23 protein-coding genes are annotated in these 27000 nt (G+C 49.7%); 5 read left to right on the top strand and 18 right to left on the bottom strand.

Features of this window, described 5'->3' with window-relative positions:
* The first annotated feature begins 209 nt into the window (after positions 1-209).
* Positions 210-491, top strand: coding sequence for a ribbon-helix-helix domain-containing protein (locus tag PPHA_RS13920; protein WP_012509443.1), 282 nt, complete (start codon positions 210-212; stop codon positions 489-491).
* Between the two features lie 469 nt (positions 492-960).
* Here PPHA_RS13920 and PPHA_RS13930 read toward each other — a convergent pair whose 3' ends face one another.
* Positions 961-2418 carry an ATP-binding protein gene (locus tag PPHA_RS13930; protein WP_012509444.1) on the bottom strand — a complete coding sequence of 486 codons (1458 nt, stop codon included), beginning with the start codon at positions 2416-2418 and terminating at the stop codon, positions 961-963.
* Positions 2419-2512: 94 nt separating this feature from the next.
* On the opposite strand from PPHA_RS13930, the gene PPHA_RS15785 reads away from it, so the two are divergent.
* The 3 genes from PPHA_RS15785 to PPHA_RS13945 all read left to right on the top strand — a co-directional run bounded on the left by PPHA_RS15785 (position 2513) and on the right by PPHA_RS13945 (position 5257).
* Positions 2513-2701, top strand: coding sequence for a hypothetical protein (locus PPHA_RS15785; RefSeq protein ID WP_150085728.1), 189 nt, complete (start codon positions 2513-2515; stop codon positions 2699-2701).
* Positions 2702-2947: 246 nt separating this feature from the next.
* On the top strand, positions 2948-3187 hold the full coding sequence (gene brnA / locus PPHA_RS13940) for a type II toxin-antitoxin system BrnA family antitoxin (protein ID WP_012509445.1): 240 nt from the start codon (positions 2948-2950) through the stop codon (positions 3185-3187).
* Positions 3188-3514: 327 nt separating this feature from the next.
* Positions 3515-5257 carry an ATP-dependent nuclease gene (locus tag PPHA_RS13945; protein WP_012509446.1) on the top strand — a complete coding sequence of 581 codons (1743 nt, stop codon included), beginning with the start codon at positions 3515-3517 and terminating at the stop codon, positions 5255-5257.
* A gap of 72 nt (positions 5258-5329) precedes the next feature.
* Here the strand turns inward: PPHA_RS13945 and PPHA_RS13950 are convergent, their stop codons facing one another.
* The 9 genes from PPHA_RS13950 to PPHA_RS13990 all read right to left on the bottom strand — a co-directional run bounded on the left by PPHA_RS13950 (position 5330) and on the right by PPHA_RS13990 (position 15606).
* Positions 5330-7021, bottom strand: coding sequence for an AMP-binding protein (locus tag PPHA_RS13950; RefSeq protein ID WP_041526922.1), 1692 nt, complete (start codon positions 7019-7021; stop codon positions 5330-5332).
* An 81-nt stretch (positions 7022-7102) separates the two neighbouring features.
* Positions 7103-8395 carry an adenosylmethionine--8-amino-7-oxononanoate transaminase gene (bioA, locus tag PPHA_RS13955; RefSeq protein ID WP_012509448.1) on the bottom strand — a complete coding sequence of 431 codons (1293 nt, stop codon included), beginning with the start codon at positions 8393-8395 and terminating at the stop codon, positions 7103-7105.
* Between the two features lie 27 nt (positions 8396-8422).
* The gene (gene bioD, locus PPHA_RS13960; RefSeq protein ID WP_012509449.1) at positions 8423-9100 is read right to left on the bottom strand and encodes a dethiobiotin synthase; all 678 of its coding nucleotides are present in this window, start codon (positions 9098-9100) and stop codon (positions 8423-8425) included.
* Positions 9097-9879: a malonyl-ACP O-methyltransferase BioC gene (bioC, locus tag PPHA_RS13965; protein ID WP_012509450.1), complete on the bottom strand. Its 783-nt coding sequence runs from the start codon at positions 9877-9879 to the stop codon at positions 9097-9099. Before bioC ends, bioD begins: the two co-directional genes overlap by 4 nt.
* Positions 9867-10556 carry a DUF452 family protein gene (locus PPHA_RS13970; RefSeq protein WP_012509451.1) on the bottom strand — a complete coding sequence of 230 codons (690 nt, stop codon included), beginning with the start codon at positions 10554-10556 and terminating at the stop codon, positions 9867-9869. The genes bioC and PPHA_RS13970 overlap by 13 nt, the downstream gene beginning before the upstream one ends.
* Positions 10553-11722 (bottom strand): aminotransferase class I/II-fold pyridoxal phosphate-dependent enzyme, encoded by a 1170-nt coding sequence (locus PPHA_RS13975; protein WP_012509452.1) that lies wholly within the window; start codon positions 11720-11722, stop codon positions 10553-10555. The genes PPHA_RS13970 and PPHA_RS13975 overlap by 4 nt, the downstream gene beginning before the upstream one ends.
* Positions 11723-11736: 14 nt before the next feature.
* Positions 11737-12750 (bottom strand): biotin synthase BioB, encoded by a 1014-nt coding sequence (gene bioB / locus PPHA_RS13980; RefSeq protein WP_012509453.1) that lies wholly within the window; start codon positions 12748-12750, stop codon positions 11737-11739.
* A 16-nt stretch (positions 12751-12766) separates the two neighbouring features.
* On the bottom strand, positions 12767-13753 hold the full coding sequence (locus PPHA_RS13985; RefSeq protein WP_012509454.1) for a biotin--[acetyl-CoA-carboxylase] ligase: 987 nt from the start codon (positions 13751-13753) through the stop codon (positions 12767-12769).
* A 125-nt stretch (positions 13754-13878) separates the two neighbouring features.
* Positions 13879-15606 carry an N-acetylmuramoyl-L-alanine amidase family protein gene (locus PPHA_RS13990; protein ID WP_012509455.1) on the bottom strand — a complete coding sequence of 576 codons (1728 nt, stop codon included), beginning with the start codon at positions 15604-15606 and terminating at the stop codon, positions 13879-13881.
* A gap of 231 nt (positions 15607-15837) precedes the next feature.
* Here PPHA_RS13990 and topA point away from each other — a divergent pair, with 231 nt between their 5' ends.
* Entirely contained in the window at positions 15838-18234 is a 2397-nt protein-coding gene (gene topA, locus PPHA_RS13995; protein ID WP_012509456.1) for a type I DNA topoisomerase, read from the top strand.
* Here the strand turns inward: topA and feoB are convergent.
* The 8 genes from feoB to PPHA_RS14035 form a co-directional block, all read right to left on the bottom strand.
* Positions 18224-20362: a ferrous iron transport protein B gene (gene feoB, locus PPHA_RS14000; RefSeq protein ID WP_012509457.1), complete on the bottom strand. Its 2139-nt coding sequence runs from the start codon at positions 20360-20362 to the stop codon at positions 18224-18226. The two genes, topA and feoB, sit on opposite strands and share 11 nt — an antisense overlap.
* Entirely contained in the window at positions 20359-20625 is a 267-nt protein-coding gene (locus PPHA_RS14005) for a FeoA family protein (protein WP_012509458.1), read from the bottom strand. Before PPHA_RS14005 ends, feoB begins: the two co-directional genes overlap by 4 nt.
* Before the next feature lie 102 nt (positions 20626-20727).
* Positions 20728-21108 carry a histidine triad nucleotide-binding protein gene (locus PPHA_RS14010; RefSeq protein WP_012509459.1) on the bottom strand — a complete coding sequence of 127 codons (381 nt, stop codon included), beginning with the start codon at positions 21106-21108 and terminating at the stop codon, positions 20728-20730.
* Positions 21109-21249: 141 nt separating this feature from the next.
* Entirely contained in the window at positions 21250-22581 is a 1332-nt protein-coding gene (locus PPHA_RS14015) for a hemolysin family protein (RefSeq protein ID WP_012509460.1), read from the bottom strand.
* Positions 22582-22921: 340 nt separating this feature from the next.
* Complete coding sequence (locus PPHA_RS14020) at positions 22922-23458, bottom strand: tetratricopeptide repeat protein (RefSeq protein ID WP_012509461.1); 537 nt, start codon at positions 23456-23458, stop codon at positions 22922-22924.
* Between the two features lie 125 nt (positions 23459-23583).
* Positions 23584-25773: a TonB-dependent receptor gene (locus PPHA_RS14025; protein WP_012509462.1), complete on the bottom strand. Its 2190-nt coding sequence runs from the start codon at positions 25771-25773 to the stop codon at positions 23584-23586.
* Positions 25774-25963: 190 nt separating this feature from the next.
* Positions 25964-26350: a hypothetical protein gene (locus PPHA_RS14030; protein WP_012509463.1), complete on the bottom strand. Its 387-nt coding sequence runs from the start codon at positions 26348-26350 to the stop codon at positions 25964-25966.
* Positions 26351-26595: 245 nt separating this feature from the next.
* Positions 26596-27000 (bottom strand): hypothetical protein, encoded by a 405-nt coding sequence (locus tag PPHA_RS14035; protein ID WP_012509464.1) that lies wholly within the window; start codon positions 26998-27000, stop codon positions 26596-26598.

The raw sequence follows: 27000 nt of genomic DNA on the forward strand, positions 1-27000 counted from the left end.
AAGAGAAACTCAGAGTGTTTTTTGATGTTACCCATTTGGGGGGCGTTCCGTGAGTAAAAAAATCATCAACCACCTCAGGGACAAGGTGATGTAGGCGTTCAGTATGGCGTGACCACTGTTCTCTCAAGAAAAATGATGAGCAATCGTTGTTTTTATCAAAAGGTGTGGGTATGATAGAAGGTATGAAAACTTTTCAACGAGGTGGGCTGATGGGAAAAACAAAAGTTGCAATAACCATTGATGCTATCGCGATCACAAAAATTGACCGGCTTGTCGAAAAGAGGGTTTTTGCCAATCGAAGTCAGGCAATAGAGGAGGCGTTCCTGGAAAAAATTGAGCGCATTGAGCACCGCAGTCTGGCTGAAGAGTGCGCAAAACTTGATCCTGCAGAAGAGCGCCAACTGGCAGAAGAGGGTATGAACGGCGAGATTGAGACGTGGCCGGAATACTGCCGATCAGTCAGATCCAAACTCTGTCGGCAGAACGGATAGGCAGCAAAATCGGATCGCTTTCTGCCGACAGAGTTGATTCGGGTTATCGAGGGGCTTAATGAGATTGTCGGCAGATAACCGTCTTGCTCAACGACCCGTATTATTGATCAATCAAGTGATCGCCGAGAGTCCTTTCTGCTTCACAAAATAATTTTAAGTTTACTTTTATTGCGAAAAGTAAACTTGGTTTATTCTTAATTTACTTTCCGTAACAACTCGAGCCGCTCACACGAAGGCTTCGGTAGCAATGCGCGTCAACAAGCTAACGCCAAAGCACCTTGCCTGCGGTTGAACCATCCAGCTTCTTGAAAAACTGGTGCAGATTGAGCACGCTCTGGTAACAATCGAACGGCGGTTTTCATCTATCAAAACGGCTGATGATTTTCTTGATAGGGATCAAGGAATGGATATGCTTGATAGAATTGCAATGATAATCTCGACGACCTTCACGATGAAGTGAACAACATGATCAAGAATTTGAGATAATGTACAGTTGCTGTTTTTTCTGAATCAGTGTGTTTCGGCCAACCGCATACGCGTAAACCGATGCGGGAACAAAGGTAAGCTGCACGCCACTCTCCTCCTTTACTCCCTGCTTGTCAATTGTCGTTACCACCGCCTTCTGGAGCTGGTTTGTGGTACAAAAGGAGATGAGTGATTTGAGTTCCGCAGGATACTCAAAGTAGCGGTTGCTCCACTTGATTTCGACCGCCCAGAGGGGCTTGAACTTTTTTTCATCCAGGCAAATCAAGTCAACCTCTCCTTTGCTCCACCGGGCATACCAGGGCTCTATCCAGTCGCGATGCATCCACTGTGAAAAAACTGCGGTTTCAACCATTGCGCCGATGTGGTCATCGGTGGCATGAAGCGGCGAAAAGAGTGCGCTGCGAAGCGAGGGGTTGGTCAAATACATTTTAAACTGTGTTGACCGCCTGAAGTGCTTGACGTTATTATCGGTGCGTTTGACTGTTCTGACAAGAAACGCGGCTTCCAGATATTCGATGTATCGTTTAAGCGTGTTCTTGTCAACGCCCCCTGAAGAGGTACTGAGTGATTCGAGAGAAAATTCCTGACCGGAATTGTAGGCTATGGCCGTAAAGAGTGAGTTCAGCTCCGCAACATCCTTGATGCCGTACAACCCTGGCAGATCGCGCAACAAGACCTTGTCGATGATATCAGAGCGGATATATCGTCCAGGATCGGACTGTACCGCTTCAGAAAAAATAACTTCAGGGTATCCGCCGAAATTGATATAGTTGAGGAAATGCTCGTTCAGCTTTCTGATGTCAACAGCATCATAAAAATCAGTTATCCCGCCATCCCATGTAAAGGTTGATGGTCGAATCAGCGCATTGAGATTGAGCAGGTGAATGTACTCGTTGAAGGTCAGCGGGGGGAGCAGAAACTCGGTAAACCGCCCGGCTCCGCTCTCCCTGCTTTTCAGTTTCAGAGCTGCTGCTGCTGAACCGGAAACCACAAAACGGGTTTCAGGATAGCTGTCAACCAGCGATTTCAAATGAACTTCCCAATCTTTCAGGTATTGTATTTCATCAAAAAAGACAAACCATCCCTTGGCATCAATTTGACCGGTTGTTTTTGTGCATAACCGAAAAAGCTGCTCCAGCGGGATATTGTTGTAAATGGGGGTATCAATGGAGAGAAACGCAACCTTTTGCGGATTGTGCCCCTCCATAAGCAAATGCTGGATGGTATGATAGAGCATGACCGTTTTGCCTACCCGTCTTGGCCCCATGAGTATGACCGCTCTTCTTACCAATACGTTTGCCACCAGCGGCTCAAAGAGATCAAGATAGAGACGGGGTGTCATGTTTCCGTAATACTCTTCGACCTTACCGCTATGCCACCAGGGATTTTCAAAACGAATGCGGTCAGTGACCTGTTCTTCAGCAAAAGATTGAAACGCCATTGTATAGTTATTTCTGCATTTTTCTGTAAATTAAGATAATCGAATGAATCTTATTCATCAATAATGTTAAAAATAATATAAAAATAGCGATTTCATGGCTTTATTTTTCACACTACTCAGGAGCGATATCCGTCATGGCATTGTCTCTGAGCGGGCGCCACAGATCAACATCAAGCCACAGAACTACCGCTATTTCACCTCCAGCGAAGTCATAAAAGCGCGAAGGGTTGTCTTGAGGATGCAAACCACAATGCCAATCCGGAGATTATGCATCGGGCGCTGAAGCTTGTTACCAGTACGGGCAACTTTTTCTTTCCCCTCATTATTTGTATAAAAACAGCATCAATCAAATACTATGCAGTTTGAGTTTGACCATGAAAAGAGCAGACTGAACAGGATCAAGCACAGTATCGACTTTGTTGAAGCTCAGGCACTGTGAGTTGATTACAATCTTGTTGAAATTCCATCAAAAACAGCGGGAGAGCCTCGGTTTATTAAAGAAGATCCCGCTCCGAGGAGGTAAGAGTCTATGAAAACAGAGGAATTTGACAAAGCGTTTGATGACGGTTCAGATATCACCCCTTTCCTTGATCTGAACAAGGCGCGTCGGATAAAACAACAGCATAAAAGGGTGAATGTTGATTTTCCCCTCTGGATGATCGACTCGCTCGATAAAGAGGCGACCCGTCTTGGGGTGTCACGCCAGTCGGTAATAAAAGTCTGGCTTGGAGAGCGCATTCAACAGCATTTTCTGGAAAAAACAATATAATAGAATTTTAAATAACCAATTTCACCCATTTCGCGAGTACCTGCTGGTATATATCGGACCCAAGATTGGATTGAATTAAAGAATAGAAAATGAGAAGTTACGATAAGCTAATCAATACACTCAAACAGTGTTCCTGATTGTTCGGGCTAAACAGCAATATTTCGCGCCCCATCGAAAAACCCGAAACCAGCAGGATTTCTGTCAAAGTGATCAACCATCTTGGGGATGAGGTGATGAAGGTGTTCAAAATATTGTGATCATGCGAAAAAAAATCATAATGTTAAGCAACGTTGCCATGCAAAAATAAAGGAAAACTGCAAGACCATTATGATTACCCGCTTGACGCTGCAAAATTTCAAGAATGTCGGGGAACAGACCTACGATTTCACCCGCTTTGACCTGCTCGTCGGAAGAAACAACAGCGGTAAAAGCACGGTACTTCAGGCACTTGCCATCTGGCAGTACTGCGTGGACGAATTTCATCGCTCAGCCCGGCGTGGCTCGAAAGGAATACAGGTCGTGCTTCCCAACTTCACAGCACTACCGGTACCGGAGTTTAACCTTTTATGGAAGGATAGAACTGACCGTCGGTATCCTCTTGTCGAGGGAAAAAAGAAACAGGAATTTATCCTTATCAAAATAATGGTTAACTGGCAAGTCACACCTGAACAAACAGAAATGTTCGGAATTGACCTGCGCTACCACTCTCCGCAAACCATCTATGCCATTCCTGAAGGCGGATGGACAAAGTTCCGTGAACTGGAACAGCATGATGTGCTGCCAAGAATTGCTTATGTCCCTCCTTTTTCAGGACTTGAACCGACAGAAAAATGGTTGGACATTGCCCCGATTCGTCAACAGGTAGGCAAAGGACAACCCGGTAGTGTGTTACGTAATTTATTATTACGTGTCTGTCCTCCTCCTGAAAAAGGGGTTAATGGCCAAACCAAAAAAGGCTGTAGTCGCTCTGCAGAGTGGCAGGAATTAGCCGCAATTGTTGAACGCTGGTTTTCAGTAAAACTCTTAGAGCCAAAGTATGATTCGCAAAAAGATGTTTATATCAAGGTGGATTATCGCCAGAATGATAAAGAGTTTGATATTATAGCTGGCGGAAGCGGCTTCCATCAGACGCTGACACTGCTGGCGTTTCTTCACGGTTACAACCCTACAACCATCCTGCTTGATGAACCCGATGCACACCTGCACGTTAACCTGCAGCGGGAAATTCTTGATTTTTTCAAACAAAAATCATCGGAGAGAAACACACAGTTTCTGATTGCTACTCATGCTGAAGAGTTTGCCCGAGGTGTTGATGCCTCTCAGATTATATCCCTTATGAGCCAGCAACCAAAGCGGATAGAGTCTACCCCTGAAGTGTTGCAGGCAATGTCGGAAGTATCAAACGAAGAGATTGTCCGATTGCTTGCTTCACCATACATCCTTTACGTCGAGGGTGAAAGTGATGAGCGAATACTTCGGGCATGGGCCGCCAAATGCGGTGCGCAGGAGGCTATGGATAAACTCTGCTTCAAGCCTATGGGTGGTGGAAATAAAATCGCCATGAAAGAGTCTGCCGATGAACATTACTGCGCACTGCAACAAATTATTCCGACAGTTTCGCGACTGATGCTCTTTGATTTTGACAACAGCGAAAACGCATTTCACCCACCGTTGGACAATCCAACCCTTGTTGAGTGGAAACGAAAAAATATCGAAAACTATCTGCTTGTCCCGGATGCCTGGAAACGTGCTGCATTACAACAGATGGAGTGTTCCGAAGATAATCTTTTTGCTCAACCAGTTTTAAACTTGATTGATCAATTTTTTTCAGACGAAAATTTAACCCTGCCTCATGGAAAAAGCTGGCGGGATATTTCGTCAAATATTTTCACTGTTGTTGATGGTAAAAGGCTTTTGTTTGAGAACGATGATTCCCTCTTCCATCAGTTGAGAAAAGGTAATCCATCGTTACAGCTTTTGCGTCAACAGGTGGCGCTCGGTATGACTCCGGATGAAATTCATGATGATGTGCATCGTTTTATGAACAAACTGCTTGTTATGACGTCATAGGAAAACAAAGGAATTTGCAAAACTTGATCCTGTCGAAGAGCGCCAACTGGCGGCAGAGGGGTAGAGAGTAAATCATGCCGCAGCTTCTGCGAGGTGTGCCTCCACAAGTTTGCGACGGAGCACTTTGCCAACGGTTGATTTTGGCAGGGCGATAATAAATTCCACATGCTTCGGCACTTTGTAGGCCGCCAGGTCTTTGCGGCAGTGCTCCCGGAGTTCATCAACGGAAAGGAGATGGCCAGGGCGGAGGACAACCCATGCCTTGACCGCTTCTCCCTGATAGGGGTCTGGCACTCCGGCTACACCGACTTCGAGCACTGCGGGGTGAACCGCTATGGCCTCTTCAACGTCGCGGGGCCAGACCTGGAAGCCGCCGGGTTTGATGACATCTTTTTTGCGGTCAACAATGAAGAGGTAGCCATCCTCATCGAGATAGCCGAGATCGCCGGTATAAAGCCAGCCGTCACGTAAAACGAGCGCGGTTTCCATCGGGTTCTGCCAGTACTCTTTCATGAGCTGGGGAGCACGCATGATAATCTCCCCTATTTCCAGTTCAGGAAGCGTCTCAAAGCCTGTTTCAGGATCAACAATCCGTATCTCGACATCGGGAATGGGAATACCTACCGAACCATGCTTGTAGGTACCGAGGATCGGGGTAAAGACTGATGCAAGCGCTGATTCGGTCAGACTGTAGGCATCGATAATGCGGCCTCCGGTCAGCTCTTCAAAACGTCTTTTGGTTTCGAGCATGAGCGGCGCGGCGCCTGAGACACTGAGTTTGAGCGACTTCAGCATGGAGCTGTCACGCTTGACTTTCGGATGGTTGAGCAGTGCGGTAAAGAGGGTCGGCACTCCGGGAAGTACCGCTGTTTTCAGGCTTTTAATGGTATGGAGCAAGTCGTCTATATCACGGGGATTTGGCACGAGCGCCACAGGATAACGTTCAATCAATGCTGCGGTCAGAATGCCTACCTGGGCGTAGACGTGGAAGAGCGGCATGTTGAGCAGAATGATATCTTTTCCTTTTTCAAGAATGACACTGAACCAGCTTGCGATCTGCATGCCGGTCATCACCATCGCCTGATGGGAGATGACAACGCATTTGGGGTTGCCGGTTGTTCCTCCGGAAAAGAGAAAAATTGCCGGGTCATCAAATTTTATGGCAACCGGTGTAAATTTTACACCAGATTGGGCAGCAAGAAGAGCGGCCAGCCAATGGTCTCCCTTGTGCAGTTTCACCCTGTGCCCATCCTTTTTCTCTTTGACGAGTGTAAACAAAAGTTTGTTGATGGGTGAAAGATACTCCTTGATATTGGTTGCAATCACCCTCTTCAGGCGCGAAACGGTCTGGGCGGCCTTGATTTTTTCATAGAAGGGGGTGAGGACGATGACCGTCTCTGCGCCGCATTCATTCAGGGCATGTTCAAGCTCGTTGACGGTATAGAGTGGATTCATGGGCACCGCAATAGCGCCAGCTTTCCAGACTCCGAACTCGCTGATGAGCAGTTGCGGCGAGTTGGGCATGATAAGCGCCACCCGGTCGCCCTTGCCAATGCCAAGCAAGAGCAGAGCGCCAGCAAGCGCATCGCTTTGCCTTTCCATTTCAACGTATGAGAGCGCTGCCCCCTTGAAGTACAATGCGGGTTGCAGGGGTTGCTCAACTGCACTCCTGTGGAGAACATCGACCAGTGTCTCCTCCGGGTAGGGATGAAGTGTGTGGGGTACCCCCTTGTCGTAATGGCGAATCCAGGGTTTAGCACTCATAGCTGTTTTTGTCATTTAAATCTTGCAAGAATCGAATATAACGGGATGCTGATGCATCCAGAAAGAGTACGAAGCGGAAAGTTACGGCAAAGAGTCCACAATATCGCAAACTGCGGCGGTTAATCTGCCAAGCTCTTCGTCGCGTATGATAAACGGAGGCATCAGATAGACCAGGCGGCCAAAGGGGCGAACCCAAACTCCCCGGTCAACGAACTGTTTCTGGATGATGGCCATATCGACGGGCTTCCGGAGTTCGACCACCCCTATGGCGCCAAGCACACGAACATCCGCTACGCCACGTAAAACCCTGCAGGGTTCCAATCCGTTCCGAAGCCCGGCTTCAAGCCGCAAAACCGATGCCTGCCAGTCATAACTGCAGAGGAGACGGATATTTGCTGATGCGACCGCACAGGCAAGCGGGTTTGCCATAAAGGTGGGGCCATGCATAAAGAGTCCGGGATTGCCTGAGCAAATGGTATCGGCAACCCTCTCTGTGGTCAGGGTTGCAGCAAGGCTCATGTAGCCGCCAGTCAGCGCTTTGCCAATACAGAGAATATCCGGCACAACAGCAGCATGTTCGAGAGCAAACATTTTGCCTGTACGCCCGAAGCCGGTGGCTATTTCGTCGAAAATGAGCAGCACCTTGTAGTGATCACAAAGCTCCCGGAGGCGGCGGAGATAGTCCGGGGAGTAGAAGCGCATTCCTCCCGCGCCCTGCACGACAGGCTCGATGATTACGGCAGCAATTTCAGGATGATGCTGCTCCAGCTTCAGGCGCAGGTCAGCAATATCCTCGTCACTGCACGGCTCACCAAACCGGGGCGCCGGAGCTTCGGCAAAGTACTGCTCCGGAATTACCCCTTTGAAGAGGGAGTGCATACCGGTTACAGGATCGCAGACCGACATGGCGGCAAAGGTGTCGCCGTGGTAGCCGGAGCGAACCGTCAGCAGACGGTTTTTCGAGGTTTCACCCAAAGCGGCCCAATATTGGAATGCCATCTTGATAGCCACTTCAACGGCAACGGAGCCGGAGTCGCTGAAAAAGAGCTTCTGCAGTGGCTGAGGAGTAAGCTCGCTCAACTGTTTGGCAAGCATTACGGCTGGTTCATGGGTAAGACCTCCGAACATGACATGACTCATCCGCTGAAGCTGACTCACCACAGCTTCATTGAGCACGGGATGGTTGTAGCCGTGGATGGCGGCCCACCAGGAGGACATGCCGTCAACAAGCCTGCGCCCATCTTCAAGCTCAAGAAAAACTTCATAGGCACGGGAAACCGCATAGACCGGCAGGGGATTCGTTACCGAAGTGTAGGGATGCCAGATATGGTGGCGGTCAAAATCAAGATCAATGGTAGCGGATTGTATGGCCATATTGATAACCTAATTGGCAAGAACAGATTATGAGAGAGAGAGAAGCGCAACAGCATCCGGGTCAAGCTGCCCCTCACGCAGATCGATGATCGGTACGGTGAATCCCGCTTTGCTGAGATAGTGGCAGATAACCTTGCGGGTATCATCAGCGATCAGGTTGTCGAACCTCCCAAAACAATTGTAGATAACACCCCTGATGACGATCCCCCTGTTCACACAGGCCTCGATCGAGAGAAGGGTATGGTTGATGCTGCCAAGCCGTGGGCTCGTCACCAGAAGAAGGGGGTATCCTGCATTCCGGATATAGTCGGCAAAAAGCAGGTCAGGAGCAAGAGGGACAAGAAGGCCGCCAACCCCTTCAAGAAGCACCAGGTCGTACTGTTGCTGCAGGGCAAGGGTTGTGTTGCCGATATGGTGAAGATCGATCTGGGTGCCCTCCAGGGCGGCTGAGAGGCAGGGCGAAGCAGGATAGCGAAAAACAGAGGGAGAGGTGAGTCCTTCCCGGTCAACATCCTCCACTCCGATGCCCATCAGGCGACGGTGTTCGAGGATATCTTCCGCAATCCCTTCACAGCCGGTCTGAACCAATTTTTGTGTAATGACCTTTATGCCCTGCTGAAGCAGGGCTTTGGCAAGCAGACCGGTCGCATAGGTTTTTCCGATTCCGGTATCGATACCGGAGAGAGCAATAACGGTTCCGCTCATGAGGCTCTTTTTTTCAGACAGCAATAGAGTGGGTGATAGGTCAGGCTGACACCGTTTTCAGAAGAAAAGCGTCGCCGATACTCTTCAATAAAATGGAGGTAGCGACTTTTTGTCCAGGAACGGCGAAGGAGCCCGTTGACCCCGGTCTTGCGTATATGGTGGAGCATCGCCTCCGGTGAACTGAACTCCATCGGGATCTTCTCTTCGCGGCTGACAACCAGATCAAAATAGCGGCTGGCAAGAAGTTCAAGCTCCCGGAGGGTGTGATAGCTGAGACCGACACCCTCGATGCTTGCTATTTCACGCATGTTCGAAGGGCCGAAGGTGCTGAATGCGAGCATCCCTCCCGGCCTGAGATGATCGGAGATTTTTCCGAAAAATCGGTCAAGGTCATCAAGCCATTGCAGGGTAGCATTGGAGGCAACAAGGTCGAGCGAAAAAGGCAACAGCTCCAGTGTCTCGATATCGCCGGCAAGAAAGTGAAACTCCCCAACAGGAAAACGGTCAAGAACCCCCTGGAGAGAGATACGGCTCTCTTCAACAAGATCATTGGCATAATAGGCCTTTACGGAGCGGCGATGCAGCAGTTCTGCCATGAGGGCCCCTGAACCAGCCCCGACCTCAAGCACCCGCTCAAACGAAAAGCCCGGCTCCTGCTTGCAGATAAGTTCAGCAAGCTCTCCGGCCATTGCTTTCTGTACGACGGCATTGCTGCCATAGCTGCCAAGGGTGCGGCAAAATCGTTCACGAACCAGTTCTTTGTCGATTAACGGATACATGCGAGCACCTCCTGCAGGTTCCTGAAATGAAAAAAAGGAAAATGTGGCATATCGGCAATAACCGTTTGGGGAAGACCTTTCCATGCACGGTACTGCTGCTCGGCCGGAAAAACAAGATCGCGTCCGCCAATAATGGCATGATCGTAGCGCCATACTGCGCCACCTCTTGAACCCTGCAGAAGCAGGTGCTCCTGCAACCGCTCCAGCTCTTCCTGCTGATCGGCAGCGCTGCGATCGGGTGAGATGCCGGAAAAAAGGGAGAGAACTTCATCGGTGCCACACATCCTGCGATTGAAGCGGATGCGGCTTTTTTCCGACCAGGTGGCAAGGGTTGCCTGAAAAACCTTTGGGCTGATCCCTCTTTCTGCGTTTACCGGATGCAGGGTGCCGTTGATGGCAATCGCACTCTCTATCGGCGGCAGCGCCATCTGCTGTGCAGCCCAGACTCCGAATGACCAGGCAATAATCGTGATGCGTCTGTACCGGCTTGCCTCCCGCATGTCACCCGCATCATGTTCAAGGGTGCGATAATCGTGGCAAAGCAAAATATCGGCGTCAAAACCTTCGGAAAGCGACTCTGCGAGAAGATAATCAGCGATACGGCGATCCATCCCCCAGCCGTTGAAGAAAAGCAGAAGCTCTTCTGCACCCTCTTTTTTGAGCCATGTTGTTTTCATGCGCCCCATTCCCTCCCGATGAGTTCAGGAATCCTGGCGATATCGTCCCACTCCAGTGTTGAGCGGAGCGAAATGCGGATACGGGCGCTCTTTTCCGGAACAGTAGGTGGACGCACCGCCATACAGAAAAAGCCTGCATCCCGAAGGCGCAGAGAGAGGGCCACGGCAAGAGCGTTACTACCGGTAATCACCGGGACAATATGACTTTCGCCCGGAACATCGAGGGAGTGGCCGATCAGCTCACTGCGGAGCCTGGAGGCAAGCTGCAGAAGCCCTTGTCGCTCCCGGTTCATGGAGGCCTGCCGTTCAAGCGTGAGCAGGCTCCAGCCAAGAATGGCCGGCGGCAGCGCCGTGGTGAAAATGAAGGAGCGCATGGTATTGAGCAGGTACTCCCTGAAGAGTGTGCCCATAACGGCATAGGCTCCGGTTGAGGCGAGCGCCTTGCCGAATGTCCCCGTAATGATATCGATCTGCTGCACCACTCCTGCCTTTTCACAAAGACCGAGACCGCGTTCTCCAAAGACCCCGACACCATGCGCTTCATCGACCACAAGAAAAGCGCCATACTTCTCTTTCAGGGCAACAAGCCGGTTGAGATCGGCAAGGTCTCCGTCCATGCTGAAGACCGATTCGGTGACAATAAATATCTGGCGATAGCGGCCCTGGGCTCCGGCAAGCTGCTCTTCAAGATGATCGTAATCGAGGTGACGGTAACGCTGCCAGGGAGCTTCGGCAATTTTCATCCCGTCAATGATGCTGGCGTGGTTCTTCCTGTCACTGAGGACAAGATCGTGACGACCACTCAGCGCCGGAATGATGCCAATATTGGCATGATAGCCACTGTTGAAAACCAGCGCCGCTTCACGCCCGTAGAGCGTGGCAAGGGCTCCTTCCAACTGGTCGTAGAGCGGATGGTTGCCCGTCAGAAGACGGGAGGAGGAGCTGGTCATGGCATAGCGCTTCTCTCTGAGCGTTTCCACATAATCGGCAAGCATCTCCCGGTCATCTCCAAGGCCAAGATAATCGTTCGAGGAAAGGTTCAGGAGATGCTGGCCTTTCACAGCAATATCCTTGCCATCACGGGCCGTGATATCGGGAAGCACCCGGTAACGATCAAGGCGTCTGAGCTCTTCAAGCTCCAAACTGATCCGTTCCTGAAATTGCATAACTGCCGGCTCCCTCAGTTAAAACTTGCGATCTGACTGGCAAAACGACGATCATCGGCAATATCGCGTCCGCGTGTGGTCAGGTAACCACCGGTAAGAAAGCCATTTGCACCCGAAAGCATCAGCAACCCCTGAAAATCTTTCATAATGGTCTCCCGTCCGGCAGCAAACTTGATGATTTTATGGGGATGGGCCAGCCTGCAGATGGCAAAGGTTTTCACGATCTCAGCAACAGAGAGTGGCTCTTTTCCTGCAAGCGGAGTTCCTTCAATCGGCACCAGCACATTGAGCGGTATGACGGAAACGTCAAGCTCCTGAAGGGCAAAAATCATGGCAATCCGCTCCTGCATGGTTTCACCTACGCCCATAATGCCGCCGCAGCAGACCGATATATTGTTCTTTCTGAGCAGTTTGATGGTCTCAATGCGCTCTTCGACGCTATGCGTATCGGCAATGAGGTCATGGTATCGATCAGGCACTACCTGGATGTTGATATTGTAGTGGGCGATGCCGTGAGCCGCAAGGGCTTCCGCCGGTTCTTCGCCCAACATGCCCAGTGAAGCGCAGACACTCAGCTCCGGCAACTCCTCATGGAGGCGATCAATCATGTCGAGCACCCGTTGAAACTCCGGGTTTATCCTTTTATAGCCGTAACCGCTGGTGACGATTCCGAAATGGGAGACTCCCTCCGCAAAGCAGTTCCGCGCCTCAATAAGCACCGACTCTGCATCGACCAGATCATAGACCTCGATGTCAGCCCGATTGTGCCTCGACTGGGCGCAAAAGCGACAGTTTTCGCCACAGACCCCCGATTTGGCATTCATGATGGAACAGGCGTGCAATAATTCTGAGCCAGCAGAGCCAGTTCCATAACGGTTTTTGACTTTGTTGGCCAGCGAAGCCAAATCAAGCACAAGCTCTCCCGGCAGCTCTGCAAGCAGAAGGGCTTCGGCCTGGCTTATCGGGCTACCGGTTTCAAGAACACGGTATGCCGCTGCAATTTGAGGGTGAAGCGTTCTGTAATCCATAAAAAACAGTTTTTTATCATGTTATGCTGCTTCGCAGATGAGCCTCTCCCGACGAAACAAGGATGGTCTCTCCCTCTGCACTCTCCAGCTTCAGCTCTCCGAAGCGGGATATGCCTCGTACCGTTCCACGCACACTTCGTTTGAGCTGGTCGATGGTCACCTCTTTCGACTGCAGAAGTGCATGTTCTTCGAGATAGGGAAGTATAAAGCCAAGATCATCCTCAAGAAGCCATGCATCATAGAGCGGTTCGAAATGGTTCAGCACTGAGGCCAGAAGCTCCGGCCTCGAAAAGAGCTGCCCGCTCTCCAGAAAAAGGGATGTTGCGCTCTGCTGCAAATCAGGCGGAAACTCTGACTGGTTGACATTGATACCGATGCCAACGACGACAAAGTGTGTACAGTCAGGTTCTGACTGCATTTCACACAATACTCCACACAACTTTTTGCCATCGGCAAGAATATCGTTCGGCCACTTGATCATCGCTACCAGATCGGAAGAGTGGCGGCAGAGTGCCTGGTGAATAGCCGCCGCCACCAGCAACGTCAGTTGCGGCACGCGAACTGAAGGCACAGCGGGCCTCAGAATCAGGGAAAAATAGAGATTGACACCCGGAGGCGACACCCAGCTTCGCCCCATTCTCCCCCGGCCACCACTCTGGCAGTCGGCTGCGACCACGCTCCCTTCCGGTGCGCCTTCGGCAGCAAGAGCTTTAGCCTCGATATTGGTCGATGTGGTAAGCGGATGATAGAGGATGTTTCGTCCAAATCGGCGACAAGTCAGGAAGGGATGCACTTCAGCCTCTACCGGTCGGCCAGTCAGACCCGACAGCCGATATCCCCGGCCTGTTACAGCATCAATCTGATACCCTTCGCTCCGCAGCAGGCAAATATGCTTCCATACTGCGCTTCTGGTGATACCAAATGCACGGCAAAGCGCTTCACCCGACAAAAAATCCGGAACTGCGGTGAGGCGGCTTAAAATCTGTGCAGTAATATCGTTCATAAGCAGATAACCCATCGCGAGCGGTAATTCATAAAAATGTGAACCGGAATGTAGCGTGAGGTTTACAATTTTGCAATAAAAAAAAGCCACAGGCCTCGCTCCTCATCGTTTACGGCACAAAAGTATCAGCGACCCATTGAGGCCATACTCGATGTTTCATAATTTTTACGATAGGCCTGCAGGCCCTGGAAAATGGCATAGGCAATTTTCGTCTGCTCCTGACGATCCCGCAGAATTCGCTCCTCTCCGGGATTGGAAAGGTACCCCACTTCGACAAGAGCGCTCGGCATGGAAGGGGTCCATAACACCATAAAACCAGCCTGGCGCACTCCGTTTCTTTTATCGGGCGCCAGGCGATGACCGGGGTTAAGGATATGCTGTGCGAGGGATGTAGACTGCCGGGCAAAAGCGCTCTGCGCCATACTGCTCATGATGAGATACTCCTCGGAAAAACCCTTGTAGGCCTGGGTATAGTCGGCTTCCTGACGGATAACCGAGTTCTCCAGCATGGCAACATCAAGGCTTGCCCTGGTTTTATGGGCTCCGAGAATATAGACTTCAGAACCGCGGGCGCTGCGGCTTGAACTTGCATTGCAGTGCACGCTGATAAATAGTTTTCCCCCGTTCTGGTTTGCAATTTTTCCTCGTTCATGCAAAGGAATAAATTTGTCCTCTTTTCTCGTATACACCACCTTCACATCAGGCCAATTCAGTCTGATAAAGGTACCGAGATCTCGTACAATATTGAGTGCAACATGTTTCTCAACCGTACCGTTTGCGCCTATTGCTCCGGGATCCTTGCCTCCATGACCTGCGTCGAGCACAATGGTATCAAGCTTCCACTTTTCAATATCGCGGCTGAGAACCTGTGCAATCTGCTGCTCCTTTTCCTTTCTGCGAATCTCCTCTCCATCAGCCTTGCTGCGGACATAGAGCAGATAACGGTTATTTTTTTTATCGCGTTGAAATTCGACCGAACTGATGACAAATGAACGATTATCAAGTACAACAGTAAATTGTAACCCCGACCCGGGCAACTGCTTTGAAATAATTTCTTTGACCACACCTTTACCATACACTTGTGAGAGGGCGTTGCTGTCACCGGATGCTTTTTCAAGGGAGAAATAGGTATACCCTTCAGCATTGAGCGTGACAAGCGATGCTTGTGCAGCAAGGCCGGAAGCAGAAAAACTTATGATCGCCCCATTATCACGGTTTTTCACCTCAATACCGGTAATCACCGTTTTGGAGAGTTCAGCCTGTTTCGTGGAATTTGCACCAGCAAAAGACTCTTCGTTACTGACAATCCCGATGGTTTCTCTCGATTCTCCGAAATTTTTTTTCAGAAGCGCAACATGGATCTGACCCATCGACTGGTTATAAACGACCTCCCTGTCCAGCCAAACGGCAAAAAGCCGACAAGCCTGACTGACTGGCATCCAGATTCTTGATTGCTGTAGTGAGGGGGCCGACTGCATCTGAATAATTCTTGCCGGAATCTCCGGATCCCTTGAAACAATGCGGACAAAATTATTATTTGTCATGATCGTACAAATGGTACCGGGCATCCCGAAAGATTCCTCGACAACAAGTCCGCCCGGCTCCTTTCGATAGTTCAGTCGCAAACCCCTTGCCATAGATTCAAGATCAATCAACAACGTCTTTGCTGTTCTCAAAGCCATCACCTTAATGGTATAGCCCTGATCGTTTCCTGTGGTCACAACAAGCGGAAGAGCCGTCTGTCCGGAAAGTGAAGGTGACTCTGCAAAAAGGCTTCTGTATGAGAACATCAGCAGGGCAATCAGCACAAGAGCGGCCAGACGAGAACGAATACAAAGTAAAAAGTGGGGCATGATTATCGAATGCATTATGTTTTGCTGATACATTATGGCCGGAAAGAATAATAATAAAATATATTTCTTCTTACCCCTGCAGCCGGTTTTTATGGCCGGAAATAATCATTTTCAGGGATATCCTGACAGGAGAAGTCTCTTGGCTGAAAACGGTAAAATTTGTTTTTTGCTTGTCAACACCTATCTTTTTCAAAATTTTACTTGTAACGCTCTTACTACCGGGACTGATCAATGGCTTCAAAACCATCAACACCATCTGCCAGAAACAGGACCCTGATTGTCGTCGAATCCCCCTCAAAGGCAAAAACAATCAATAAATACCTTGGTGACAAGTATACCGTTTTCGCATCGGTAGGCCATATCAAGGATCTGCCAAAAAAGGAGATTGGTCTTGATTTTGACCATCATTACGAACCGAGATATGAAATTATTCCTGGAAAGGAAAAGGTCGTCCATCAGTTAAAAAAACTGGCCGCAGAAGCTGATTCCATCCTCATCGCGACTGACCCTGACCGCGAGGGTGAGGCTATCGCATGGCATATCTCCAAAGAAATCGGAGTAACCAGCAAACCGGTATCCCGCGTACTTTTTAATGAAATTACAAAAACCGCAATCATTGCGGCAATTCAGGCTCCGCGACAGATCGACGACCGCCTTGTGCGCTCCCAGCAAACCCGTCAGGGCCTTGACAAGATCGTGGGCTACAAAATCAGCCCTTTTTTGTGGAATGTAGTGCTGCGCGGCCTTTCGGCTGGCAGGGTACAGTCGGTCGCGCTGCGATTGATCTGCGAACGTGAAGCGGAGATCAGCCGCTTCCAGATACAGGAGTACTGGTCGATTGCGGCTGAGTTTGTAACGGCAGGCAAGGAGTCTTTCAAGGCAAGGCTGATACGCTTTGAGGGTGACAAGCCGGAGATAGCCAATCAAAAGCAGGCGGAAGCGTTGGCGGCTCTCATCAGAAAAGGCAATTTTGCAGTACGCGAAATCGCTCCACGCGTCCAGCAGCGTAAACAGCCTCTGCCTTTCACCACTTCGCTCCTCCAGCAGGCGGCCTCAAACCAGCTCGGATTTGGCTCCAAGAAAACCATGGGAGTGGCACAACAGCTCTATGAAGGCATTGACCTTGGCAAAGAAGGCACGACGGGTTTGATCACCTATATGAGAACCGATTCAACTCGCATCGGTGAGGAGGCGATTGCTGAGGCAAGAAGCTATATCAACCAGCAGTTCGGCAAGGAGTATATCGGTTTCGGTGGAGCGGCAAAGCCCGGAAAAAATGCCCAGGATGCACACGAAGCCATACGGCCAACATCGATTTTTAACAAACCCGACCAGGTCAAACCCTACCTTTCTGCCGATCAGTTTAAATTATACGAATTAATCTGGAAGCGTTTTCTCGCCTCCATGATGTCAGCGGCTAAAATCGAACAGACCAGGGTTGATGTTGAGGACAGCGCTTCAAAATTCCTCTTCAGGGCAACAGGCAGCAGAGTGCTTTTCCCCGGCTTCATGCGTGTCTATGACGACCAGAAGGAGCTTGACTACGAAGCCCAGACCTCAACGAAGGAGGAGGTTGAAAAAGAGCTGACCGTCAAGCTGCCCGAAAGGCTTGCTGTCAATGAGCCTCTTGCTTTGGATGATCTTGACCAGAAACAGAGCTTTACCCGCCCTCCTGCACGTTACAGTGAAGCCACACTGGTGAAGGATCTCGACCACTTTGGTATTGGACGCCCATCAACCTATGCATCCATTTTTTCAACACTGCAGGATCGCCGTTATGTGGAGCTGGAAAAGAAAAAAATTGTGCCCACTGAACTCGGCAAGGATGTCTCGCTGATCCTGGTTGCCAATTTTCCTGACCTCTTCAATGTCGACTTTACCGCCTTCATGGAGAATGAACTGGACAAGGTAGCAAGCGGAGAGGACGAATATGAAAAAGTGCTCGACAGCTTCTACAAACCACTTGAAGCGGTACTGCACCTTCGCAAAAGCAATCCAATTGTACCACAGAACAGTGAGCCCGTAACTTGTGAAAAGTGCGGTGAAGGGCTGATGGTTGTCAAATGGACGGCAAATGGGAAATTTTTTGGCTGTTCATGCTACCCCAAATGCAAGAACATCAAGGCGATAAGCAACAACAAGGCAAAACCTGTTGATTCAGCCATCCTCTGCCCCTCCTGCAAAGAAGGACACATGCTCTTGCGCAGCGGAAGATTTGGCACTTTTCTTGCCTGCTCCGGCTACCCCAAGTGCAATACGCTGCTCAATCTCAACAAACAGCGTCACATAGAACCCATGAAAACCCCTCCGGTACTGACCACTCTTCTCTGTCCAAAGTGTGGGTCACCGCTTTACCTCAGGAGCGGAAAAAGGGGATTATGGCTTGGTTGCTCAAAATTCCCCAAGTGCAAGGGGCGCCTCGCATGGAGTACTCTTGACGAAAAAGCTCAACACCACTGGGAAGCAATCATGGCTGAACACCAGAAGGCTCACCCCACAGTCCAGCTTACGATGATTGATGGGAAAGCAGTACCCATGACAATTCCCGTTGATGAGATCATTCTCAAGGCGGAAGAGGCCGGGCTGATTACCTCTCCCAGTGAAGAAATCGTCGAAATCACGCCATAAGCAGTGCGATGCGATAGACAATGAAAGAGAGTACCCACGCCACAGAGAGTGAGTAAACCGAATAGAGCAGCACCGGCCTCCAGCTCCCGACCTCTTTTTTCATCACCCCTATCGCCGCCACACAGGGAATGTAGAGCAACACAAAGACCATGAGGCTCAGCGCCGTGGCCCTGCTGAAAGAGGGATCGTGCTGCAGAATCGATTTCAGCTCTACCGGAGCGCCATCACTCTGCCCGATGGAGTAAATGGTTCCGAGGGTGGAAACAACGACCTCCTTGGCCGCAAGACCGGTTACCAGAGCAATACCAATCCTCCAGTCGAAGCCAAGGGGTTTGATAAGCGGTTCAAGCAGTTTGCCTGCCCTTCCAGCCAGAGAATACTCAAGCTGTTCTGTACTGATGCGCAAATCAAGCGCTCTCTGGCTGGCAATTTTTTCACTCTCGCCCATGTTGCTTTCGGCAATACGTGACGTTCCTGCCGACAGCTCTGGCCCAAGAGCCTCATTGCGCGGATAGTTGCTTACTGCCCAAATAACAATAACCGCACCAAGAATGAGCGTTCCTGCTTTTTTCAGATACATCAGCGCTTTTACCTTCGCCTGGAAGAGCACTGAAGCAAGCGTCGGCCAGCGGTATGGAGGCAACTCCATGACAAATGGCTCAGAATCACTTTTCAGAACCGTTGACTTCAGGAGCAGGGCGGTCCAGAGACCAACCACAATACCGAGAAGATAGATACCGAACATGACGTTTGCCGCCACATCAGGTGAAAAAAAAGCAGCGGTCAGCAACACATAGACCGGCAGTTTGGCACCGCAACTCATGAAAGGAATAATCATGATGGTTACAAGCCTGTCCGTTGGACTCTTGAGCGTCCGTGTTGCCATAATGGCCGGAATGGAGCAACCAAACCCGGTTACCATGGGAATGAAGGATTTACCGTGAAGACCAAAACGGTGCATCACCCGGTCAATAACAAATGCAGCTCGGGCCATATAGCCGGAAGCTTCAAGAAAAGAGAGACCGATAAACAGCAGGACAATATTGGGCAAAAAGACCAGAACCCCCCCAACGCCAGCAATAATGCCATCAATAACAATGGAGCGAAGCATCTCATTGGGCAGAAGTGGCCCGATCTCGGATGCCATGAGTGCAAAAAGAAATTCAAGGCCACTCATTATCGGTGCACCAAGAGTAAAGGTCAGTTGAAATATAGCCCATACCACCAATAAAAAAATTGGCAGCCCAAGCACCCTGTTGAGCACCACCATGTCGATATAGTCGGTGGGTGTTGCCTTTACTCCTCCCGGTTGACGGACACACTCCTGCATGGCGCCCCGGATAAAGGCATGACGATCTTCGGTAATGAGCATCTCAGGCTCTGAATCATGCAGCCGCTCAGCCTCCCGAAGGGCATCCTGAAGGGCAAGCTCAACCTTGAGCCAGACAGGGTACTGCTGAACCTCGTGATAAACTTCCCGGTCATTCTCCAGAAGCTTTATGGCAAGCCATCTGGCATTGAATTCGCCGAGTTCCTTCTGATGAGTGAGAAGAGTGGTAATTTTTTCAACCGATGCTTCAAGTTCCGGACGAAAAAACAGCTTGTTTTTATGAATCTCAATATCCTTCCGGGAGAGCCGGATAATGTGATCGAGCAACGAATCAAGTCCCCTGCCTTTTTTGGCAGAAGTCGGGACAATATGACAGCCGAGCAGCTTCTGTAACTGTTTGATCTCAATGGTAATGCCCTTCTCCTCGACCTCATCGATCATATTGAGGGCTACGAGAAAATCAACTTCAAGCTCCATGAGCTGCGTTGTCAGCAGAAGGTTCCTCTCCAGATTTGACCCCTCAAGAACATTCACAACAACATCAGGTCGTTCCTTGATAAGATACTCCCTTGTAACAATCTCCTCAGGAGAGTAAGGGGTAAGGGAATAAATTCCTGGCAGGTCAACCACGGTGATATGGTACCCCTTATACTCAAGATACCCCTCATATTTTTCAACAGTCACCCCCGAAAAATTCCCCACTTTCTGGTGAGATCCGGTCAACGCATTGAATAAAGAGGATTTACCGCAGTTTGGATTACCTGCAAGCGCAACCGTGATCGTTCTCTGCTCACTCATGTTTTGCTGCCTGACATGGGAAGGGCATCTCCAACCTCTCCTACTTTACAAACCATGACCCCATCTGCCTCGGTTTTTCTCATAGCAAAATACAGACCCTTGAAAAAAATCTCAATCGGATCACCGAGTGGAGCAACCCTCAGCACCTTGAATCTGGTACCCTTGATCAATCCCATATCCATAATCCTTCGACGGATGACATGCTCTGCCTTCAGTGCTGTTACTTCAGCTTTATCACCCACCTTCAATTCCGATAAACGCATACCTGCATCTCCTGCAAAACAATAAATAAAATCCGGACAATTCATATCCTATATAACGACCAGAGGCACGAAAAAATTGCATCTCTTCTTTCCAAAAATCAACTACCCATGTACCTCCGGCAATCCGGGAAAGGGGGGCCAACCCATCTGGTTTCCACCGATAAGGTGCCCGTGGATGTGGAAAACGCTCTGCAGGGCATCCTTGCCCGTATTAAAAACCAGCCTGTAGCCAGACTCCCGAATACCGATGATTTCTGCCACAATACCCGCAGCAAGAAGGATCTGGCCAGCGGCCGCTTCATCTTCCGGGGTGAGATCGCTCAGCGAAGCGATATGCCGAACAGGAATAATCAATACATGCTGAGGAGTTATGGGCGTGATATCCCGGAATGCAACAACATGATCATTACGATAAACAATACTGGCGGGAATCTCTCCTCGAACGATCCTGCAAAAGAGACAATCAGGCTCCTGATGTATCATATGGATTAACTTTTTGACTGCTTGATAGGGTTTTCAAGGCTCTTTGAACATGCATAACTTCCAACGAAACCGCACGTCGATAATGTACGTAAATGCGCATGAAGAGAAAAGAATCGGAACTCCCTGATAACCCGAAAAACGTCACGATACAGGATGGGAATCCGGAGGGTGCCCATCCTCCGGAGCCCTCTCTTCCTTCAACCTTGAAGCAAGCACCTTGTCGATCCTCTGACCATCCAGATCAACAATCTCCAGCGTCCAGTTTTCCCAAACCATAATATCACCAGTCCTTGGCATCCGCCCGAGCAGCCACATCATCAGGCCGCTGAGGGTATGATAGAGCCCCTTATCTTCTTCGGGTACACACTTCAGCTCAAGCGTATCTTTCAGTTCGGGCACAGGAATGAGTCCATCGAGCAACCAGGAGCCATCCTGACGTTCAACAGCCCATGAATCCTCAAGATTGCGGGGAACAAACTCCCCGGTCACCGCTTCAAGCATATCCTGAAGGGTAACAAGCCCCTGAATTTCGCCATACTCGTCAACCACAAAGACCATCTGCGAACCAGAAGTCCGGAAATGGTCGAGTAACTCCATGCCTGTAAGCGTTTCGGGAACATAGACACAGGGCTGGAGTTGCGAAGTAAACTCCGTAAGCCCCCCTTTCAGGGTTTTTGATAAAAGCTGTTTGGCATTGACCACGCCAAGCAGGGATTGCAACCCACCATTGCAAACAGGAAAACGGGAGTGCTCTGATTCTGTCACTCTGTTGATATTTTCTTCAAGAGGCCGTGAAACGTCAAGAGAGACAATATCGGCTCTCGGAACCATCAGCGATCCCAGTTGACGATCATCAAGACGAAAAACATTACGCACCATTTCGTGCTCATGCTGCTCAATCACCCCGGCTTCAGAGCCCTCCTCAAGCATGGCATGAATCTCTTCCTCGGTAACACTCGGGGTGGCTTGGGGGTAATTCCCCGTCAGACGGAGAATGGCATCGGTTGAGGCCGAAAGCAACCTCCCGAATGGACGGGTTATGGTCGAAAGGGTATACATGGGACGTGCGACCAGACGGGCTATTCCCTCAGGATTGAACTGGCCAAGACGTTTGGGAACAAGTTCCCCAACCACAATAGTGACATAGGTAATCGAAAGAACAACAACAACCGTTGCAATAACATGGCTTATTTCCGCATCCATGCCCAATGACTGCATCCTGATGGCCAACGGACCGGCAAGAGCACCCTCCCCCACGATACCGTTCAGGATACCAATAGAGGTGATACCGATCTGTATCGTCGAAAGAAATCTGGTCGGATCCTGACCAAGCTTCATGGCAACAGCAGCGGATTTGTCACCATCCTCGGCAAGTTTCGACAGGCGGGACCTTTTTGCCGTTATCAGGGCAATTTCCGACATCGCAAAAAGACCGTTACAAATAATCAGAAAAAAAAGAAAAAGTATTTCCATACATACGGGGTTGAACCTTTCGGGAATCCAGTGACCAACACCTGAAAACCGCAGCAGCATGCTCCGGCAGAATCCCTGAAGGCTCTGTTCTTAAGCCTCTTATAACATTTCTATGCTATCAACTACACTTTTATTCAGCAATTTCCAAACCAATGGCTTCACGACACCCCCAAAGGTAAGCAATATAGCCATGCAACCGTTAACAGGAAATGAGTGGAAAAGATTTCACATCAGCTCTATGGCGCTCTGCGAACCATGCTCTTGATGCATAGACTCTCTTCTTTGACAAAGAAAAGCCGGGATTTTCCCGGCTTTTTTTGAACGGTATCACTGACAAGAATTACCAACCGGAAACCCCGTTATTGTGAAGCCATTGTTGGGCTCCCAAACTACCAAGTTTGGCCGCTGCCGACAGATCCGCTATGACACCTTGCTTGTCTCCAAGATCAAGTTTGACTGCCGCCCGGTTGATGTAGGCCGGAAGAAATGCCGGATCAATCTCAATAGCCCTGGAGTAATCGGCAATGGCTCCCTGCTTGTCACCCATTTCAGCTTTGGTGCTCCCCCTGTTATTGCAAGCATCAGCATATTTCGGGTTAAGTTCCATGGCCATGGTATAGTCCGCCAGGGCGCCTGGCTTGTCGCCCATGCTGAATTTTACCGCCGCCCGGCTGTTATAGGCCTCCGCAAGTTTCGGATCGAGTTCAATGGCTTTTGTGTAGTCTGCCATGGCTCCCTGATTATCCCCCTTCCCGAATTTTGCTTCGGCGCTTGAAAAATAGCTTTTGGCGTCATCTGCCGGGCTGGCGCTGGCCACATGAGTTCCGGACAGTAACGCGATAACTGCTATGAAAAAAAATCGTTTCCTGTTTTTCATTGCTCACCTCGATTATCATGATTGAATAAAGTCCGACTCTTATCCTCAGGATGTCACAGAATGCAGAGCACTCCTTTTCAGGGCATCTTAAGCAATGAAAAGGAGTGATTGCAGCTCCATGCGGATCAGAAAGTCTGTGTTAAACCCACATTGAACGAACGACCCTGACCTGCCAGCGGCTCGAAATCTGCCGCCCTTTTCGTGGTTGGTGGCAGTTTGCTGTCCAGAAAGTTGTCGTAGTTGATTCCTCCAAGGGGAAGATAATAGAACTTGTCGAACAGGTTCGTAACGCCCAGATCGATCTGCAGGTTGTTCCATTTGTATGACGTACGCAGATTGACCAGCGCAAAGCCTGCCGTTTCCGGTTCAAAACGAAGGGGATCGGTCTCGGACTTTCTGCCAACAAGTTGCAACTCGACGGCATTGCTCCATCCTTTAACATTTTGTTCCAGCGTAAGATGCCCGTTCAGCGGCATCATGTGATAGAGACTGCTACCGGTATTGGGATCGGTTCCATGCACATATCCAAGACTTCCCCGAAGTTGTCCGGAACCAAGAGCGCTATTCTCCCACAAAGCAAGTTTACCGGAAATATCCAGACCGTAGATCCTTGCATCCTGATTGACAAACTTGAGTATTTTGCGGGTTTCACTTCCGCCTGGCCATGTCCAGGTCTGTGTATTATACACTTGCACGCCAATGTAATCATTGACATAGGTATAGTAGGGCGTTACCCTCAACTCCCAGCTCTTCCGCTCGCTGTCATGCCAGTCTGCCGAAATGCTCAGGGTATGGGCGACTTCCGGACTGAGATCCAAATTACCCACATAACCATTGCCATCACCAAACCAGTTCACCATCCCGCTTGCCATCCACATCGTTGACCATGCATAGCGCTCGTAGAGATTAGGAGAACGGGTCTTGCGGGCATAGCCAACTTCAACGGTACCCGTCGGAGTAATTTCATACCTGGCCAGTGCGGTCACATCCCAATTACTGTCGCTCCGGGCATGATCCTCGGCATTGAATGCCTCTGAGTCGCGTTTATAATTGGTCACAATCATACCCGCCATGTTCTGAGCATTATATCCCTGCACATCACCGGCATCCATCCTTACCTGTTCATTGCGAACACCGAAAATGGTCGTCACTTTACTATTCCACTTCGACTCCCATTCGGCAAAGAAAGCGTATCTGTCGCGAGAACCGTCATTGATGTTCAGGAAGGTATCCGGACCCATCGTGCCGAGGGTCGTAGAGATAGGAGGCCACCAGTCGTTAAGACTAAAACGATGGAATTCGTTGCCAAGCCGAAGGATATTCTTTTCTGCAAAGGGAATATCCGTCTTTAATGAATAGCCTGTGTCTATACCGCGAGTGGCCATAGGCATATCAGGCATCGTTACTGGTATCCTCAGATTAATTGGCAGTTTATCTTCACCTGAATTCATCCTGTGCCAGGTATTCTGCCAGTAAGCTGTAGCATCGAGCTTCCCCCATGCAAAGTCGCTCTTGTAGTGAAGATTGATAAATGAGGCGTTGTTCTCAAGCATGTCCATCCACTGATTCACAAATCCCTGATCAGGAATAAATTGATGCCCTGCCTTCAGGGTCAACAGGCTACTGTCACCCCTGAGCGCCAAAGTTGCCCCAAGATTACGCGATTCGTAATAAGTAGATGTCACCGTATTACCATGACCATCCTTGTAGTTGCTGGCATGATCAATAGCGCCTGTTACGCCAAAGCTGAGATTGCTGTTTGCAACCGTACCCGAGAACGCTCCACCAATCGCGCGATTATTGCTTCGGTAATAGCTGGAAACCGAACCACCTGCTGTAACCTGCTCCCCGGGATTGGCAAATAACGGCTGATCCGAGTCAACATGGATTATGCCTCCGATGTTGTCGCCACCGTAACTGACTGGCGTAACACCTGCGCTGACACCGATGCCGCTTACATTGGCCGCCGCGATATAGGATAACGGCGGGTTCATGTGGTTGGCACAGGCAGAGGTCAGACACATGCAATCGACATAGATCAGTACCCGATCGTCCGCCTGTCCGCGAACCACCGGCAGACTTGAAACGCCGCCACCTGTCGCAAAGGCAACACCCGGCTCACCGCTGAGCAATTCGGCGGTATCACTGCTTTTCAGCCGTTTAGAACTTAGTGATTGAACTTTTTTTTCTGCTGGTGCGGTAACAACCGTTTCCGGGCCTGACGCTTCCATTGAAAACGCCGGTAGCGGAACCGCCGCCATCAGCAGCATAAACAGAAGCTGCGGTGCTATAAACTTTTTTGATGACTTCGTCATATCGATAAGGAAATAAAATTGAAAGATACTCTCATAAAAAAAGCCCTGCCGATTGACATGGCTCTATCAATCAGGGAATTTGCGGAATAATGCCCATACTCGGGAAGCAACAAAGAGGCCACAGCATCTCCATTATCAAAAACAGAGGCTTATGACGCAAACGTAATACGAAATAGTCTTGACAACGAAATTACGCTTTGGGTGGATGGTCGATCTGGAATTTAACACCCTCAGGCAACAGAAGGGGCTGAGAGGAAGCAAACCTGTTGCCCGGTGCAACACTCAAAGGAGAGCGCTGACGATCATGCAACATGCCGGGCATGGCATTAAGCAGCTCTTCGAGGGCCTTGGTTGAGGCCTGCTTTTCGGATGGAGCTGAATGGGAATCGTGCGTTGTATTGGTTTGCTTCAGAAGAAAGCAGTGACCGCTGCACTCTCTCATCTTCCTTTCACAAAGAGTTTCAAAGATCGTTTTTTGATTGAGGTAAAAGAGCCCGTAACAGAGCAGAACGCTGTTTATCTGCATAAGCATTCCGACAAACATCAGAACTGCAATGGATCGGATAAGTGCACTCATAACTGAATCTTCTTTTTGGAAAGAAAACACGCGGAATACAATACAATCCTTTAACAATGGCAAACAAACGACACCGCTGACAAAGGGAGGTGCCGCTGACGGAAAGCCCGCGCCAAGAGGCGATTGAAAAAAAGCTCAACAAAAAAGAGGCCCGCAACAAAAAGCGCGAGCCCGTCATTTTGTTCCCGATTTACGAGTAAATCCGTCAAGGATACACAGAGCGACCTGCATCCTGAAGCCCCTGCTTACAGATAAAATGCTTTCACTTTGGCGACCAACTGATTTTCGGTCAAACGTCCGCAAGCTTCAACGACGGTTACTTTTTTGTGAAGTTCACTGACCTTTTCGATTGCTTTGGCAAACTCAATCTTCGACTCACCCGGTCCAAAAATGGCAATGGTTGACGAATCTGCAAGCAATTCCATCACCTTCAGATAAAAAGCCTGGTACTGATGTTTTCGACGTTCTTCGGCCGTGTGCTCATTAAAGACTGACTGCGCAACCACAGTCCCCCCCGCCTTCCATCCACCGGCAGGCTTGAGATTGCTTTCGGCACCAGACTCGACATACTGAACAACAAACTGATCGCCTTTAATCGAAACAAGAATGGCCTGCTTGTGGTCAATCCAGATCCCTGTGTTTTTTTTCAT

Source organism: Pelodictyon phaeoclathratiforme BU-1 (assembly GCF_000020645.1).
Classification (GTDB): Bacteria; Bacteroidota; Chlorobiia; order Chlorobiales; family Chlorobiaceae; genus Chlorobium; species Chlorobium phaeoclathratiforme.